Annotated in this window: 15 protein-coding genes and 1 pseudogene; 13 read left to right on the forward strand and 3 right to left on the reverse strand. The window is 42.1% G+C overall.

Annotation, left to right across the window (positions count from 1 at the left end):
- Positions 1-257: 257 nt before the first annotated feature.
- From RRG12_RS11010 to RRG12_RS11060, 11 genes are all read left to right on the forward strand, one after another.
- A complete protein-coding gene (locus RRG12_RS11010) occupies positions 258-605 on the forward strand; it encodes a GIN domain-containing protein (protein ID WP_420759290.1) in 348 nt (115 codons plus the stop codon).
- Between the two features lie 195 nt (positions 606-800).
- Positions 801-1,289, forward strand: coding sequence for a hypothetical protein (locus RRG12_RS11015; RefSeq protein WP_420759291.1), 489 nt, complete (start codon positions 801-803; stop codon positions 1,287-1,289).
- Positions 1,290-1,295: 6 nt separating this feature from the next.
- A complete protein-coding gene (locus tag RRG12_RS11020; RefSeq protein ID WP_412983222.1) occupies positions 1,296-1,634 on the forward strand; it encodes a hypothetical protein in 339 nt (112 codons plus the stop codon).
- An 18-nt stretch (positions 1,635-1,652) separates the two neighbouring features.
- The gene (locus tag RRG12_RS11025) at positions 1,653-2,501 is read left to right on the forward strand and encodes a DUF6920 family protein (RefSeq protein WP_420759292.1); all 849 of its coding nucleotides are present in this window, start codon (positions 1,653-1,655) and stop codon (positions 2,499-2,501) included.
- Between the two features lie 56 nt (positions 2,502-2,557).
- A complete protein-coding gene (locus RRG12_RS11030) occupies positions 2,558-3,310 on the forward strand; it encodes a ZIP family metal transporter (RefSeq protein ID WP_420759293.1) in 753 nt (250 codons plus the stop codon).
- A gap of 53 nt (positions 3,311-3,363) precedes the next feature.
- Positions 3,364-3,762, forward strand: a complete 399-nt coding sequence (locus RRG12_RS11035; RefSeq protein ID WP_420759294.1) for a hypothetical protein — start codon at positions 3,364-3,366, stop codon at positions 3,760-3,762.
- A gap of 63 nt (positions 3,763-3,825) precedes the next feature.
- Positions 3,826-4,770: a DnaJ C-terminal domain-containing protein gene (locus RRG12_RS11040; protein ID WP_420759295.1), complete on the forward strand. Its 945-nt coding sequence runs from the start codon at positions 3,826-3,828 to the stop codon at positions 4,768-4,770.
- Entirely contained in the window at positions 4,767-5,078 is a 312-nt protein-coding gene (locus tag RRG12_RS11045; RefSeq protein ID WP_420759296.1) for a chaperone modulator CbpM, read from the forward strand. Before RRG12_RS11040 ends, RRG12_RS11045 begins: the two co-directional genes overlap by 4 nt.
- Complete coding sequence (locus RRG12_RS11050) at positions 5,075-5,890, forward strand: potassium channel family protein (protein WP_420759297.1); 816 nt, start codon at positions 5,075-5,077, stop codon at positions 5,888-5,890. The genes RRG12_RS11045 and RRG12_RS11050 overlap by 4 nt, the downstream gene beginning before the upstream one ends.
- Before the next feature lie 173 nt (positions 5,891-6,063).
- Positions 6,064-6,474, forward strand: a complete 411-nt coding sequence (locus tag RRG12_RS11055; RefSeq protein WP_420759298.1) for a hypothetical protein — start codon at positions 6,064-6,066, stop codon at positions 6,472-6,474.
- Between the two features lie 380 nt (positions 6,475-6,854).
- The gene (locus RRG12_RS11060) at positions 6,855-7,646 is read left to right on the forward strand and encodes a cation-transporting P-type ATPase (protein ID WP_420759299.1); all 792 of its coding nucleotides are present in this window, start codon (positions 6,855-6,857) and stop codon (positions 7,644-7,646) included.
- Positions 7,647-7,668: 22 nt separating this feature from the next.
- Here RRG12_RS11060 and RRG12_RS11065 read toward each other — a convergent pair whose 3' ends face one another.
- Positions 7,669-9,051, reverse strand: a complete 1,383-nt coding sequence (locus tag RRG12_RS11065) for an IS4 family transposase (protein WP_420759300.1) — start codon at positions 9,049-9,051, stop codon at positions 7,669-7,671.
- Positions 9,052-9,311: 260 nt separating this feature from the next.
- Between RRG12_RS11065 and mgtA the strand changes: the two are divergent.
- A pseudogene (gene mgtA, locus RRG12_RS11070) lies at positions 9,312-11,204 on the forward strand (magnesium-translocating P-type ATPase); the annotation flags it as partial.
- Between the two features lie 124 nt (positions 11,205-11,328).
- Here the strand turns inward: mgtA and RRG12_RS11075 are convergent.
- Complete coding sequence (locus RRG12_RS11075; RefSeq protein WP_292755234.1) at positions 11,329-11,511, reverse strand: hypothetical protein; 183 nt, start codon at positions 11,509-11,511, stop codon at positions 11,329-11,331.
- Positions 11,512-11,801: 290 nt separating this feature from the next.
- A complete protein-coding gene (locus tag RRG12_RS11080; RefSeq protein WP_420759301.1) occupies positions 11,802-14,114 on the reverse strand; it encodes an NACHT domain-containing protein in 2,313 nt (770 codons plus the stop codon).
- Positions 14,115-14,426: 312 nt separating this feature from the next.
- Here RRG12_RS11080 and RRG12_RS11085 point away from each other — a divergent pair, with 312 nt between their 5' ends.
- Positions 14,427-14,840 (forward strand): DUF3775 domain-containing protein, encoded by a 414-nt coding sequence (locus tag RRG12_RS11085; protein WP_420759302.1) that lies wholly within the window; start codon positions 14,427-14,429, stop codon positions 14,838-14,840.
- The last annotated feature ends 6 nt before the right edge of the window (positions 14,841-14,846 follow it).

The following is a 14,846-nucleotide window of genomic DNA, read 5'->3' on the forward strand; positions in this document are numbered from 1 at the left end:
TGGTCGATATGTTTGGCTATCTCTATCTGAGCAAGCCATTCAACTATTAATGGAATATCGTCTATCCGCTCGGAGCTTATTTTTACTTCTGTCTCACTCATCGATGCACCACCACCTGACATCATTCTCTACTCAAACTACCCCCAAATCCACTCTCATCAGGGAGTTGCTTCAAAAATCCTCTTAATCATTACCCCTCAAGGAATTAATTCCTTTGACTGCCTTAAAATCAGCGAACGCACAGTATTGAGTTTGCTTTGCAGGTCAAGAGTCTGGAAAGCTTAAACTTAGATGGTGTCGGCAGTATTGAAGCTAAGGATATTCAAGGCAAACAGTTATCAGTTTCTCTTGATGGCGTGGGTAGCATGGCGATCGCAGGAAGCGCTGATGTACTAGACCTTAGCCTTTCTGGGGTCGGAAGCTTTAAGGGCGAGGAGTTCAAGACTAAACAGGCTACGGTTCGCAATAGCGGCGTGGGGAGTGCGGTGGTCAATGTGAGCGATCGGTTAGATACAACTGTATCTGGCGTGGGGTCAGTAGAGTATATTGGTTCTCCCCAAGTTCGAGAATCCGTGAAAGGGGTGGGATCAGTCAAGAAACGGTAGTTTTTATCAAAAACCATAAAGTTTCACTCGTACATCAACCGTTACGTTTCATATCGTATTCAATCAATTCATTCAGGAAATAGAACAAACACCCGTCACAGTAATGCCAGAAGTTAAAGTTGTTAACTCAAATATTAAAAGGGTACTGAATTTTATCAATGTTCCCATTAATCGTCTCTGCACAAGGGTAATCAAATGACATTCATACGGGCTTGGCGATTTATAACATTTATGCTGGCTTCGTTTAGCCTAAGTTTGTCTATGACCCATTTGCTAGAGTTGCCGCAAAGAATGCAGTTTGACCAACAACTATGGGTTAAAGTAACGGTTTTTGAAAATGTTTATAAGTTGTTTGGCTCAGTCGGCGCAGCTTTTGAAATTACAGCAATTCTGACGGGAATTGTGTTGGTATTTCTTGTTGGCAAACGTGGTTCAAGTTTCTACTGGACTTTGGGCGGAGTAATTTTCTTGGTACTTGCATTTGTGAGTTGGATAATATTTGTTGCGCCAATGAATGCTGAATTCGCCAAATGGTTGACGAATCCCATTCCAGCAGATTGGATGCGGTATCGGGATCAATGGGAGTATGCACATGCAATTAACGCCTTGATCAAAATTATTGGGCTAAGTTTGCTCGTTATCTCTGTGCTTGTAGAAACGCCGAGAATGGAGAAATTAGACTGAGACAATATGGAAAGTGAAACCAAATTAACGCTGATTAAAATTATTCACACGTTGATATGGGTATTCTTCAACTTTGTGATTTTCTATATGCTTTATGCCGCGATTGCTCACAATCTCAACATCTGGCTCTGGATTGGTTATGGATTTGTATTTATAGAAGGGCTAACTCTGTTAACTTTCAAACTTCAATGCCCATTAACTTTGATGGCTCGTAAATATTCAAACTCTACAAAAGACAATTTTGCAATTTATCTTCCCAATTGGTTATCCCAGTACACAATGCTGATCTATACATCTATTGTAGTAATTATTTCAATCATCACAATTTATCAACTTCTGAATTAACAATTATAGGTAAGCATCATGTGGATGAAATGGATTGCAATGATTGGTGTTTTCATCATAGTCTGCCTCGGACTTGCTGCGATCTATGGTAGCTATCGCTGGCAGTTAAACACTGATAACTTACGAGCCAAATTAATAAATGGACGGCAAACAATTAAGCCCCAAATCTATGAGCAAAAAGAAATTGAAGGCTTACCAGATCCCGTACAGCGATTTTTTCGGACAGTACTCAAGGATGGACAAGCGATCGTGGCTGTGGTCAAGCTCTCTCAGCAAGGACAGTTCAATCTGAATGAAACAGAAGCCAAGTGGAATCCTTTTACTGCCACTCAAATTGTGATGACTCAACGCCTCGGTTTTGATTGGGATGCACGCATCCAGATGGTTCCAGGAGTTAATGCCTTTGTTCATGATACTTATCTCTTAGGAGAAGGCAGCTTACACGCATCATTACTCGGTCTTTTTACAGTTGCAAAAATGCACGGTGCGCCTGAAAACAATCAAGGTGAATTGTTACGGTACTTTGCTGAGGCAACTTGGTATCCTACTGCCCTATTACCCAGTCAGGGTGTGCTATGGGACGCAATTAATGACACCTCCTCTCGCGCTACTTTGACGGATGGTGCAACAACTGTCTCCCTCATATTTCAGTTTAATGCTGAAGGGACGATCGCTACTTGTCGGGCTGAGGCTCGTTATCGTGACAAGCTTACTGCTATGCCTTGGGTCGGTCGATTCTGGGAATATTCAGTTTGTAATGGGATGCTTATTCCCTTAGAAGGCGAGGTGGGATGGGAGTATCCAGAAGGCACTCGGCTCTATTTTAAAGGAAGAACTACAGAGATTCACTATGAGTTCGCGTCTTGATGGACTGTAATCGAAACAAACATCAAAAAGTATGTTACGACTAGCGGAGCCTGACTATGCAGGAATTTCTATTTGCTCTAACACTATCAGCTTTGCCCGTTGTCAGCAACTTCATGGGAGCAATGATTGCTGAAGCCTTACCATCATCAAAACAAACATTAGGACTTGCACTGCACGCTGCTGCTGGCGTACTGCTAGCGATCGCATCTACCGAACTGATACCAAGAGTTGCGATGTCTGCGACGGGCTACGCCTACGCTAAACCTGTTTGGGCAGCTATTTTAGCGTTGTTTTTGGGTGGAGCTTTTTTTGTCTGGATTAATCAGCTTCTCAATTTAAGCAAAAATCGACTGCGTGGTGTTGATCATAATACCGTTAGTTGGGTGATTTTTCTAAGCATTGCCATCGACTTATTTGGCGATGGCTTAATGATTGGCACTAGTTTAACGATCGCGCCTCATCTAGGGGTGATGCTGACATCGGGGAGAGTTGTGGCTCACATTCCCGAAGGATTTGTCACCAACGCAGAGTTTAAGAGTCAAAATATGCCGCGAACACAGCGATTTTGGTTACTTGCGGCGTTTCTTATCCCTGTTTGGCTGGGCGCGACGCTGGGCTATTGGGGATTGCGCGGACAAACTGATCTACCCAAGTTAATTGTACTTGCATTTACAACAGGTACTTTGATGGTGGCGATCGTTGAAGAAATTCTTCCTGAAGCCCATCAAACTCAAGATACAAACTTATCTACGTTGACGTTTATTGGGAGTTTTGCACTTTCAATGTTGTTCTCATCTTATCTTGAATAACTCACCAACTCTGTATTATTTACAAAACTCTAGTTTCTATCAACGTAAACAATATGTCTACTGATAAATTTATCAAACTTGATATTTTAGATAAGATGAATTTAAATCTGCTTCCTTCAATTAACGCCAAGTTGATGATTGTCAACCATGCTGTGACAAAACCAGATTTGACAAGACCGGAAGGAGCTATTACACATGATGAAGCATTGTTTTTCACTCCCTTATGCTCGATGATATTTTTGGCAATTTTCATTTTTAAATTGCTAGATGCTTGGAAGATTGCAGGAGAAAAATTTACAACGGTCAACTGCTTCCATCAACTTCCCTGTCGGAACTGTCGCTTCTTTACAAACAACCATTATTTATACTGCACAGTACACCCCTCTATTGTCCTCACAGAACAAGCACTTGATTGCTCTGACTACTGTCCCTTAAGTGAGAATTTAGAATGAAAAATTGTGATAAATCCAGGCTTACTACCCACCGCAAAATAACCCGCAATCGAGAGGTAACTGATGCCAACTACAACAGACTTTAAAGACTACTATGCCATTTTGGGAGTAAGCAAAACCGCAACCCCAGAAGAAATCAAACGGACTTACCGCAAGCTTGCCCGCAAATATCATCCTGACCTCAATCCTGGAGACAATGACGCAGAAACAAAGTTCAAAGAACTGAACGAAGCAAATGAAGTACTCTCTGATCCAGAGAAGCGGCAGAAGTACGATCGCTTTGGTCAGCACTGGAATAATCCTGGTTACACTGAAGCGCCGACACCTAGCGGAACTAATGCTGGGACGAGCGACTTCGATCAGTACGGCGATTTTGATTCGTTTATCAACGATCTGCTGGGTCGAACGAGACGTAAAACCTCCACTGGTGGATTTGATGATTTTAATGGTGGATTTCGTTCTCAAGCCCCTGCACCAGATACCGAAGCTGCGATCGCCCTCACATTTTCTGAAGCATTTCACGGTGTCCAAAAGCGGCTGCAACTCGACGACGAAACGATCAACGTCCGCATTCCCGCAGGTGCAAAACCAGGCAGTCGAATTCGGCTCAAGGGTAAAGGTCGTCCTAGTCCATTCTCTCAACAGCGCGGTGATTTGTATCTAACTATCGAAGTGTTAACCCATCCCTTCTATCGATTTGAGGGCGATAACCTTGTTTGTGACATTCCAATTCGCCCCGATGAAGCAGTTTTAGGGGCAGAAATCAGCGTACCAACCCCCGATGGTAGCGTGACAATGAAAGTTCCTAAAGGGGTGCGATCGGGGCAATCGCTTAGACTGCGCGGCAAAGGCTGGACATTGCCCAAAGGGGGACGAGGTGACTTATTTGCCAAACTTCAGATTGTCACGCCGCAAGACCTGAGTGCGATCGAGCAAGAATACTACGAAAAAATCCAGGCAAACACTAGCTTTAACCCACGTACCCAGTTAGAGGAGATTAAATTATGACCTTCAGCCTTTCTAAAACCGTGGTTTCCCTCGAAGGTGAGCAACTTTACAGCTTTGAATATGCTGCATTGATCACTAAAACTTCGACTACCCTGGTGAAGTTTTACGTTGAGTTAGGCGTAATCGAACCCATCGGTGATTTACTACATTCCCGCGAAATTGCGCGAATTGCTCAGATTCAACGCTTGCGTCGAGATTTGGGGCTGAACTTAGTCGGAGCGGCAATGGTGTTAGATATGACGAGTGAAATTGCCCAATTACGGGCACAGCTAAAGGTGTATCAGTCTCATTCATCAAACTCGTTATGAGCTATCTGAACCAACGGTCAAAGCCTGCGTTAGATCAGGAGCGCAGTGAGGTGTTGCAACAGTTGGAAGATTGGCTAGAAACGCCGATGCTGGTGCTGGGCTTTGCTTGGTTGGGACTTTTTATTGTTGAGCTAGTTTGGGGGTTGAATCCTCTATTAGAAGCGATCGCTGCTATCATTTGGATCACCTTCATCATAGATTTTGGTATCAAATTTCTCCTCGCACCTCACAGAATTTCCTACCTTCGACATAATTGGTTGACCGCTTTTTCGCTGTTTATTCCAGCGCTGCGAATCTTTCGGATTTTGCGAGTCATGCAGTCTTTGCAATCAGTTCATGCGGTTCGAGGGTTACAGTTGTTGCGAGTGATGACACGAACCAACAAAGGAATGCGAGTCCTGGGAGCCAGTATTGGGCGGCGAGGGTTTGGCTATGTGGTGGGATTAACTATAATTGTCACTCTAATTGGAGCGGCTGGAATTTATGTGTTTGAGCGTGAACTTCCTGATGGCACTATTACCGATTATGGTACTGCACTGTGGTGGACGGCAATGGTGATGACTACCATCGGGTCTGATTACTTTCCGAAAACGGCAGAAGGGCGGGTACTATGTTTTTTCCTGGCACTGTATGCGTTTGCGATCAGTGGTTATGTGACGGCAACTTTGGCAACATTCTTTGTTGGTCAGGATGCCGAAAATAATGAAGCAGAACTAGCGGGTGTAAAATCAATTAAAGCCTTGCAAGCAGAAATTACCGCACTGCGAACTGAGATTCAAGCTTTAGCACGACGAGATTTAAATAATTCGTAATTCGTAATTCGTAATTTGTAATTCGTAATTAAGTTTTGTATCGTATTCAATCAATTCATTCAGGAAATAAAACGACCGTCTATCACAGTAATATCATAAGCCAAAGTTGTTAATTTGACTCTGGTAAGCAGTTCTAAAATTCAATGTGGAACTAGTGAACAAAGGAGATATCAATGAAAACAAAAGTAGGGCTGTGGATTGACCATAGAAAAGCTATTGTCGTGACTGTTACGGAGAAAGGGGAAGATATAAAAGAGATCATATCGGAAGTAGAAAAACAGCCTCGGCGTTCTGGTGATTCACTTCTGAAGGGCGCTTACGAATCACATCAAGTACCCGCAGATGATAGCCTCCAGAGAAATTTTACAGGACAACTTAATATTTACTATGATGCAGTCATTTCATATATTCGTGATGCAGAGTCTATTCTGATATTTGGCCCAGGTGAGGCAAAAGATGAACTGAAAAAACGTCTTGAAGAAAATAACCTCGGTAGACGCGTCGTAGGCATTGAAACAGTTGACAAGATGACGGATCATCAAATTGCTGCCAAGATTCGACACCACTTTGCCGAGTCGCGTTAAGCAGCAAAAAGATTTAACTCTTAACTTGCACCCTAGCAATTAGAAATCGTGGCTATACCAACGTACTCCTTTGGAGAACCCGTTGGCGCAGCCTCTCGAAGAGAAGGGTAGGCCGCCTACGGAGACTAACGCAAAATCAAGGCTTTTTAACCTGCGGAGGCAGGTAAAGTCTCGTGTAGCCGCAACTTCTAGTCGCCTAGTGCAAGATATTAAGTTAACGCAAATCAGTTGACTAAGCTGTTGCGCGTATAACTTGCACTTTTTATGGTTTGAAACCCTTGTTGCAACAGAAATACTCTGGAAAATTAAAGACACAACAGCTTAACCCCAAAAAATCAAACCGATGAATCCCCAACTCTCCACGTTTTGGAGCTTACCTTATGAAAATGTTAAGCCAGTCTCCCAATTCATCCAAAAAGCCTAAAACGGGATCTAGCCAGTCTGTAGACTCATCCAACGCACTTATCGATATCGCTCAACATGATGTAGATGGAGTTCTGCACTTATTTGACACTTCCCTGGAGGGGTTGACTGAGACTGAAGCCCAGCAGAGGTTAGGGAAATCAGGGCTGAATGAGATCGCCCGTGAAAAAGCGATCGCGTGGTATATCCAACTGCTGAAAACGGTGACTAATCCCCTCTCGCTTTTACTCATTGTTCTGGCGACGATTTCACTGTTAACTGGGAGTCCAACAGCCGCCTCGATCATTTTTGCGATGGTGATTTTCGGTGGTTTGCTGCGCTTTTCACAAGAATTTCAGTCGAACAAAGCCGCCGAAAAGCTGCGGGAAATGGTGAGCGCAACGGCAATGGTGAGTCGCTTGAGTGCCGCACCGAAAAAAGAGAAGGGAATAACAACAGGAAAGGAAATTGCCGTAAAGTTGCTGGTTCCTGGTGATGTTATCTTTCTTTCAGCCGGAGATATGATTCCAGCCGACGTGAGGCTGATTGCTACCAAAGATTTATTCCTCAGTCAGTCAACCCTCACCGGGGAATCTCTACCCACTGAAAAACACCCAGAACTCCCAGATCACAATGAGAAAAACCCACTAGAGTTAGTCAATCTCTGTTTTATGGGTACGGCGGTAGTCAGTGGTTCTGGAACAGCCGTTGTCGCCGAAACGGGTAGTCATACTTATCTAGCATCATTGGCTAAAACCGAATGGCACTAAGAAAAGCCGAAATGCTTGTGGGTTAAGCAGTTTGCAACTGCTTTCGTAATTCGTGCCGGGGTTTGGTCATTAACGGGTAAGCTTTTGGGCGGCGTTTACGGACTCGTGGTTCACTACGACCTGGGCGGTCGGGAACAGCCTTGTGAGCAATAACTTTTAACAAAGTGCAGTAAATTTGAAGACGTTTTGTTGAAGTTGCAGCTAATAATGTGGGAATAAAGTTAATTAAATGGTGGCGAGTACCTTGCAGCGATAAACGTAATGGAGGAGTAGTGTAAGTAGTTCCAGCCGACCACATTAAGCTACGAAGTAGATTGTAAGCAAGCAAAAAAACGTAAATTTCTTTGCGTACCATTGAGGGACTTTTACACCGCAAAACATCCATTCCTAGAGTAGTTTTAAGATGTCTTAAATCCAACTCAACATCCCAACGTTTACCGTAAATTCCAACAATTTCGAGAGTATAATAAGAAGATTTATCTAAAAGAGTAGTAATTAAACTAACTTGTTGAGTCCGAAAACCAGGAATAACAATGTAGTAATAAATTTCCCGCACAGTAATGGAAGAAGGTAGAGCATCAAATTCATCTTTGTTCAATCCTTTTGGACAACTTTTAGGCTTATACCAAGTAACTAATTTGTCACAATCTCCAACAATTTTGCCTTTTCGCATGGTTGTTGTGCGAGATTGATGCTTCCGAAATATAGCATCACAACCGAGTTTGGTAATAGCAATCATATCGGCGTAAGCGCAAAAAGCCCTATCTCCTAAAAGTACATCATTTGGTTTGAGAAAACTGTACAACCTCCGAGCTAATTTAATATCATGAGTGTTCAAAACGTCTATGCACAAAGCAACAGCAGCTCCTGTCACTAAACTAAATACCACACCAATTTTAGCAATTGGGAAGCCACATCCAGGCTTTTGGCTACTGGGCTGAGGGTATTCTTTTTGATTCTCTACAGTGTCAGGCATCGAGACAGTTGACCTCGAGACAGTTGACCCATCTATTACTTTGACATTTCGACCACACCATAAATATTCTGATGCTACTTTCTGTTCTAGGCTTTGTGCCGAAAAATTGAAGAGTTTTTCTAATAACTTTTCTGGAAGCCTTGCCCTAGCTTGGCAGTAAGCACTCGTATCTGTTGAAGGGACTTCTACTTCTTCACCAGCCAAATGTGCAATTATTTTACTCACAGCATTATTACAAGTTTTATCAGTATCCAGCACTTGTGATAAAAATGCCCATAAAGTTATTAATGGGTCAAATAACCGCTTTTTGTATTTAATTTTTAGCTCCGAGATTGCAAGTCTTATCACAGGCTCTGGCAATAGTTCTTTAAACGGTAGCCCCAAACTTTGGCTAAATTTATCCTTGAGGATTTGTACTCGTAGTGTCACAGTAGTATTTATGATGTTTGCTTGCTCGTCTCAAGGAAAGTATTTCATGAACGAGTAAGCTTTTCCTACCTACCAGAAATTTTTAGACAACTTGTACATCTGATTCCACTTTCTGATGCAAGACAAAGCGATGGCGTAGGCGATCGCTTCCATGACACTGCCATCTTGGACGACCACCTGACCCTCCTCCACTGTTCAATAGCTATTTAAAGCTGTAGCCCTTATTCCGTATAACTTAGAGCTTTTCTTAGTGCCATTCGGCTAAAACCGTTAGTGGACGAAAACCACGAACAAGCTTTGACAAAGGCGTGAATGGCGTGACTATGCTGCTGTTGCGCTTTATGCTGGTCATGGCTCCACTAGTCTTTTTGATCAATGGGGTGGTTAAAGGCAATTGGATCGAGGCATTCACCTTCGCTTTATCTGTGGCTGTGGGGCTGGCTCCAGAAATGTTACCTGTGATTGTCACGGCAAATTTGGCCAAAGGGGCAATTACCATGTCTAACAAAAAGGTGATTGTCAAAAATATTGATGCGATTCAAGACTTTGGCTCAATGAATATTCTCTGTACTGACAAAACAGGCACTCTAACTCAAGATAAAATCGTCTTGCAGAGACACTTAGATCCCTACGGTCAAGAAAGTACAGATGTTCTCAAATATGCCTATCTCAATAGCTTTTACCAGACTGGCTTAAAAAATTTATTAGATGTCGCCGTTCTCGCTCACAATCAAGAACTTGCATCTTTAGACATTGAGAAAAACTACCAGAAATTTGATGAAATTCCCTTTGACTTTGTGCGTCGTCGGATGTCTGTCGTTGTCGAAGAAATGGGAAAACAGCATATCCTAATTTGCAAAGGTGCAGTTGAAGAAGTCCTAAAAGTCTGCACCCAACTCAAAGTTGATGACAAGGTTTTGCCAATGGATGAGTCAGTCCATATCAAGGTTGCCGATTTACAACAAAAACTAAACTCTGAAGGGTTACGGGTAGTCGCGGTGGCATACAAAGTGATGCCAACCGATCAATTGCATTATGCCATTACCGATGAGAGTAATTTGGTTCTGTTGGGCAACATCGCGTTTCTCGATCCACCCAAAGATTCCGCAGCCCAAGCGATTAAAGCCCTCAAGCGCAATGGAGTTGATATAAAAATTATCACTGGGGATAATGAAATCATTACTCGTAAAATCTGCAAAGATGTTGGCTTACCTGTCCAAAACGTTTTATTAGGTAGCGATATTGAATCTCTATCAGATGATGAATTAGCTTCATCTGCTGCAAATACAACTATTTTTGCTAAATTCTCTCCCACTCAAAAAGCTAAAGTTATTCAAGTGCTGCGAAAAAAAGGCAATATTGTAGGATACATGGGAGATGGGATCAATGATGCAGCCGCTTTGCGGGAGGCAGATGTGGGCATCTCAGTTGATACGGCAGTCGATATTGCTAAAGAGTCGGCAGACATTATTTTGTTAGAAAAAAATTTGTTAATCCTAGAATCTGGGGTAATCGAAGGTCGCAAGACTTTTGCCAATATCATCAAATATATCAGAATGGGCACTAGCTCTAACTTTGGGAATATGTTTAGCGTTTTGGGCGCGAGTGCGATTCTGCCATTTTTACCGATGCAGCCAGTGCAGATATTAATAAATAATCTCCTCTACGACTTTTCGCAAACGGGCATCCCCTTTGATGATGTGGATCAAGAAGCCCTAATCAAGCCGCCGAAATGGAAAGTTGATAATATCCGGCGCTTTATGATCTTCATTGGCCCAGTTAGCTCCATTTTTGACTATTCTACCTATGCCTTGATGTGGTTTGTATTTGGGGCGACTTCTGTAGACAATCAAGCTTTGTTCCAAACAGGTTGGTTTGTCGAAAGTCTGATGACTCAAACGCTGATTGTCCATGTGATTCGCACACCTAAGATTCCTTTTTTCCAGAGTCGGGCTTCTTTGCCCATGCTGTTGATCACCGCCACTGTGATGGTAGTCGGAATGTATCTGCCATTTTCTCCAATTGGGGCTAGTTTAGGGTTTGTTCCTTTGCCAGCCGTTTATTTTCTTTGGTTAGCTTTAATCCTAACTTGCTATTGTATATTGACTCAATTTGTGAAAACTTGGTTCATCAAGAAATATGGATATACCTAAGAACCTAGTACCGCAAGGCGGAATTCAAAATTTAAAATGACGCTCTCTACGAGACGCGAAAAGCGAACCTGACTTTTCACGGGATGTGAAAAGTCAGATTACGTCAAGGGCTTGTACAAAAAAGCTATTCATCTTCGTCTCCTGATGGTCGTTCGCTCTCGCTTTGTTGGCTGTTCCACTCCAAAACAATACGCTCTAGCATTTCATCCTGCGTACAGTTATTTACAACAGCGTATTCCTTAATTAACTCTGTTACTTTTAGACTAATGTGGCGTATATCTAGTGGGTTATTTCTTGCCGTTTTCATGATATTTTCCCAGAATATTTAAGCAGTTTTGCTGTTTCTGTTACTAACTGCTTCACCAAAGGCTTTTGGATATACAGACGCAAGAGCCTTCAGTATTGCCAGTAAAAGCGATCGCTAGAATTTCTTTTTCTTTTGAAGACATAAATGTTCGGAATTTTCGTATTAGCCTAGCTCCTGTACTATGATTTGGTGTTGTTTGATTTTCTGAATTAGTTGATTAACTACGACACAAAACTTAATTCTTGATGATTTTTGCAATCCAAACCTCTTTCAGGAATTAACCAAAAGAATTATTGCCATTCCCTATCCTCAAGTTCCTTTATCGGCAACAATAAGGTGGCTTCAATTTCTTGCCTAATAGCAGATGTCACTTCACAATTGCTATGCAGACAATCGAGTAGTAACTGATTAGCATCATAGTAGCGTTGCAACACTTGCTCTTGCTCAGAGCTAAACTGCCACTGGTGGTTAATATTGCGATAATTAATCACCGTCTTGTTTACCTGTTCAGCCCAAGCTGAATAGTTCGTTTGCGACCATAGCTCAAACCGTTGTTGACTTTGACCAGAATTTGGCAATTCGTCAGAGAGTTGTTGCAAGGATTTATGGAGTCCAACATCCAGAACAATACCCAGAATGTTGCTCATAGCATCTCCGCAGGCGTGGATGTGGGCAAAGCTTTGGCTCCCATCAATTGCACACTCTATCAGCAGGTCATCTAATGCCGCATCCAGAAACATCCCCTGGTCGAGGCTGCTGGCTAGGGCAAAGTGCGAAGCTATGTGAGGAGTCCGACTTAAGGCTAGGTAAAATGCTCTCACTGTCGCATCTTTGGAGTGGATGGGAATACTGCGAGATTTTTGGCTAGCCCAGGTTAAAAACTCTTGTAAATAAGCATCTTGGGCAACGAGTGTATCAATCTGTTGCTTCATCAACTGTACTAGAGAGTCTGCACTCCTGAGCATGGTGGCGGTTAACAAGAAAATTTCGCGCCAGTGGGGGTCGGTGATATGACTGACTAGACCGAATAGCGCTTGCCCAAATGCCTCTAAGTTATGGCTGGCAACGATTTTCCTCGCTGTGAAGTATTCTTGAAATGCTAGATAGGAAAAGGAAAAAATTCCCCGCGCCCGTTCTGCCAGTAGCCCATGTTGAGCCTCCATTGACTTCAGCGCTGCTTCGCTTTCTATTTGCAGTGACTCTGCATCTATTGGCACGTTACTGAGATTCTGAATATAGTCACCAATGTATTGCTCAACGATGCGTTGCTCAAAGAAGTACTGACCCTGCTCAAATGTCGCGGCTGCAATCTGACTGAATAACCTGAGTTTTTGTGATAATAAAAACCCTCGGTAAATGTCATCCCGTTCAACGCCTCTGGCTTCATCCCATTTGCCTAATAGAAGGTCTAAACCTTCCTTATAAAAGTCAGTCCGCTTAGTCGGAAATTTTTCTTTACCGTGAAACACCCAACAGGCAAGATGCAAAAATAGGGGTGTGACGACGAGTTGGCGAAATTGCCAATTTTCATCTAATTCCAACTTCTGAATAAACTTAAGGGAGTGGGCTTGACCATCTTTTTGGTTGGTCTTGGTAAAGACCAGAAACCATTTTTGAGCGAAGGCTCGGATTTGTTCTAAGGTAAATGGGGCAATTTCAACATCGGTAAAGCCTCGAAGTCTGAGTTTTTGAGCTGCTGTTCGACAGGTCGCCACGAACCGATTTTTGTGATACTTCTCTGAAAACCTCCGAATTTCGTTCAAGATAGCATTGCTTTGTTGATTAAGAACTTCATCCATGCCATCAAGCAACAGTAATACCCTACCTTCATTCAGCAAGGTTTCGATGACTGAGGGATCGGAAATTCCAGATGTGATAAATTCCTGACGGATGTATTTTAATAGGCTGAACTCGTTGGTAATCTTAGACTCTTGGGCAAAGTTTCTCAGTGTGATGAAGACTGGCACTTGATTTGCTGCAAATGCGCTTTGGTTACATTGAATGGCAAGATGTTGCAAAAAGGTGGTTTTACCTACTCCTGGTTTGCCTAGCACCCTGAGCTTGGAGTATGTTTCAACTGCCTGTGTACCAGGTATTTGTTTCTCGTCAATTTCACCTAAGCCAATACGGTCAAATTCTTTGGGATCAAGGTTTTGCAGATCAGTGATTTCTAACCACTGAAGGCTGGCGATTGACTCCAAAATATTCACATCTATATATATGTCATCGATCGCAACGGGACGGCTGATATCCAATAACTGCAAAATACCACACTGGTCTTGAATTTTGTCGAAGCGTTGCGATCGCACTTTTTCCACTAGTTGATCAATATCCAGTACAGTCGGTTGGGCGTATTCTTCTCGTGACAAAAATTCTGCTGGAAGATTAGTCGCAATCTCCCGCCAATTCAGTTCTAAAATCAAACAAATTTCAATAAAGGTATGACGCTCAACTGGACGACCACTCAAAAACCGCCAAATTGGTTGTCTAGTCTTGAGGTTGACTTCTGCTGCTAGATTGTCTTGTGTCCACCCCTTACGAGCAAACGCTCTTTTAGCCTCTTGAATCCCAGTGAGTGATGCTTGGAGCGATCGCTTGACCATAGGAAAAAAACTTCTAAAATCAAAAACTCAAACTTTTATTAACATCTTTCATCATAGAGTTTTTTTTGTGGTATTAAATCTCTCCTTAGTTAAGGATATACACAATTAAGAAAAAATACTCTAGCTCTAGTGAGATCCTGTTAAATATATTAATTTTTATAATTAACTCAAACACTATGAATTTATTTTATACATTTCAAACTTGGAGCGATACTTAATCTCAAGCACCCATCTGTCATGCTCTATGAAGTACAGATTAAGGGCTGATCAATATTCGTCCTTATTCACTATGATTTTAGCTTGAAGATAAATATGAATTTTTTATTAATTAGTAAAGTATATGAAATCATTGAGCTTGCTGAATTAATCTATTGCCCAAAGTCATCAGATATACTGTTTGGGAGAGTAAATATACCAGAAACTTTTTTAGACAAATTGTCTAATTATTTAGAAGATTTTGAAATGACAGGAAGAACATCAATCAGAGTACTACATAAATATGTAGACGATTTTTCTTCAGATGAAAAAGGACAAGTTATAGCCCTTATATGGCTTGGTCAATATGTATCCTGTGAACAACCATCAGACTTAAATGATTTAACTGCACAAGCACTACATCTCATCCCTCAAAACTATACAACTAGCTATATTATCGAAAAGGCTTTCCTAGCTAAATATCTTCGCTCCGGGCTAAATAAAATAAATAATAACCACTGCAACAATTAAGAGTAA

It is taken from the genome of Nostoc sp. CALU 546, from assembly GCF_048836525.1.

What these genes read in the sequence shown, in the direction of transcription:
- RRG12_RS11015 (WP_420759291.1), top strand. Translation starts at nt 801, where the DNA reads ATGACATTCATACGGGCTTGGCGATTTATAACATTTATGCTGGCTTCG.
- RRG12_RS11020 (WP_412983222.1), top strand. Translation starts at nt 1,296, where the DNA reads ATGGAAAGTGAAACCAAATTAACGCTGATTAAAATTATTCACACGTTG.
- RRG12_RS11025 (WP_420759292.1), top strand. Translation starts at nt 1,653, where the DNA reads ATGTGGATGAAATGGATTGCAATGATTGGTGTTTTCATCATAGTCTGC.
- RRG12_RS11030 (WP_420759293.1), top strand. Translation starts at nt 2,558, where the DNA reads ATGCAGGAATTTCTATTTGCTCTAACACTATCAGCTTTGCCCGTTGTC.
- RRG12_RS11035 (WP_420759294.1), top strand. Translation starts at nt 3,364, where the DNA reads ATGTCTACTGATAAATTTATCAAACTTGATATTTTAGATAAGATGAAT.
- RRG12_RS11040 (WP_420759295.1), top strand. Translation starts at nt 3,826, where the DNA reads ATGCCAACTACAACAGACTTTAAAGACTACTATGCCATTTTGGGAGTA.
- RRG12_RS11045 (WP_420759296.1), top strand. Translation starts at nt 4,767, where the DNA reads ATGACCTTCAGCCTTTCTAAAACCGTGGTTTCCCTCGAAGGTGAGCAA.
- RRG12_RS11050 (WP_420759297.1), top strand. Translation starts at nt 5,075, where the DNA reads ATGAGCTATCTGAACCAACGGTCAAAGCCTGCGTTAGATCAGGAGCGC.
- RRG12_RS11055 (WP_420759298.1), top strand. Translation starts at nt 6,064, where the DNA reads ATGAAAACAAAAGTAGGGCTGTGGATTGACCATAGAAAAGCTATTGTC.
- RRG12_RS11060 (WP_420759299.1), top strand. Translation starts at nt 6,855, where the DNA reads ATGAAAATGTTAAGCCAGTCTCCCAATTCATCCAAAAAGCCTAAAACG.
- RRG12_RS11075 (WP_292755234.1), bottom strand. Translation starts at nt 11,511, where the DNA reads ATGAAAACGGCAAGAAATAACCCACTAGATATACGCCACATTAGTCTA.
- RRG12_RS11080 (WP_420759301.1), bottom strand. Translation starts at nt 14,114, where the DNA reads ATGGTCAAGCGATCGCTCCAAGCATCACTCACTGGGATTCAAGAGGCT.
- RRG12_RS11085 (WP_420759302.1), top strand. Translation starts at nt 14,427, where the DNA reads ATGAATTTTTTATTAATTAGTAAAGTATATGAAATCATTGAGCTTGCT.